The organism is Streptomyces sp. MB09-02B, assembly GCF_033794485.1.
Taxonomy (GTDB): domain Bacteria; phylum Actinomycetota; class Actinomycetes; order Streptomycetales; family Streptomycetaceae; genus Streptomyces.
In genome coordinates, this window is record NZ_JARGEE010000835.1 from 1 (window position 1) to 1,511 (window position 1,511).

Annotated in this window: 1 pseudogene; it reads left to right on the plus strand. The window is 72.7% G+C overall.

From position 1 onward, the window contains the following. Window positions 1-106: 106 nt before the first annotated feature. Window positions 107-1,477: pseudogene (locus tag P1P70_RS44490) on the plus strand (FAD-dependent oxidoreductase); the annotation flags it as partial. Window positions 1,478-1,511 lie beyond the last annotated feature (34 nt).

Below are 1,511 nucleotides of genomic sequence, written 5' to 3' on the forward strand. Positions count from 1 at the left end.
TGTCGATTTTTCGTGGACGCTAGATTGTTCTTAGAGTTAGTCCGTAGCTGGTCGTGGATCAGCGAATGCAGGGACGTCCCCTTGGCGCTCGTGTGGCCGTTGAGTCGGGCGGCGGGTGGCCCTGCTGGAGGCGGACCGGGTCGCCGCCGGCGTCACCGGGCACACGACCGCCAAGGTGACGGCCCTGCACACGCTGATCTACGACCGGCTGCGGCGGACCCGGGGCGCCGAGGCCGCCGCGCTGTACGCGCGGTCGCAGACCGAGGCGATCCGGCATGCCGCCGAGGTGGTGGAGGAGCTGGGGATCGCCTGCGACTGGGAGGACGCGGCGTCCTACACGTACGCCGAGGACGAGGGCGGTGTGGCGGAGCTGCGGGCCGAGGCGGAGGCGGCACGGGAGGCCGGGCTGCCCGCCGAGTTCGTGACGGAGACGGGCCTGCCGTTCCCGGTCGCGGGTGCGGTGCGGGTGGCGGACCAGGCGCAGTTCCACCCCCGTAGGTACCTCCTCGCCCTGGTCGACGATCTGGTGCGGCAGGGCGCGGCCGTGCACGAGGGGACGCGGGTGGTGCGGCTCAAGGAGGGGTCGCCGTGCCGGCTGACGACCGAGGCGGGGTTCACGGTGACCGCCGGGGACGTCGTCGTCGCCACGCACTACCCCGTCTTCGACCGGGCGCTGCTCTTCACCCGGCTCTCCTCGCGCCGCGAACTCGTCCTGGCCGCGCCGGTCCCGGCCGACGCCGACCCGCACGGCATGTACATCACGCAGGAGCAGCGCACCCGTTCGGTGCGGACCACCCCGTACGACGAGGGGCGGCGGCTGCTGATCGTCACCGGGGAGCACTTCACGCCGGGCACCGCCGAGGTCGACGAACGGTTCGGCCTGCTCGCGGACTGGGCCATCGAGCGCTTCGGCCCCCTCGACTTCACGCACCGCTGGGCCACGCAGGACAACGACTCCACCGACTCCGTCCCCCTCGTCGGACCCTTCCACGCGGGCAGCCGGCACAGCTGGGTGGCGACCGGGTTCGGCGGCTGGGGCATGAGCGGCGGCATCATGGCCGGGCGGCTGCTGGCCGAGCAGATCACCGGGCACAAGTCGCCGTGGAGCGACCTGTACGACCCGCGCCGGGTGCTCAGCACGATGCGGGAGGCGCCGAGTTTCCTCAAGCACCAGGCGCAGGTGGCCCGGCACTTCGTCGGTGACCGGATCGGCGCGGGCGGGGGCAACTCCCTGGAGGCCATCGCCCCCGGGGACGGCGCGGTAGTCCGGGTCGGCGGCCATCCGTGCGCGGTCCACCGCGACGAGGCGGGCTCGCTCCACGCCGTCTCCGCCCGCTGCACCCACATGGGCTGCCTGGTCGGCTTCAACCGCGCCGAACGCGCGTGGGAATGCCCCTGCCACGGCTCCCGCTTCGACCCCGAGGGCCACATCATCCAGGGCCCGGCGACGAAGCCACTGGAACGACGGGACATCTGAGATGGGCCATCTCTTCCCCCGTCCCCTTCCACAC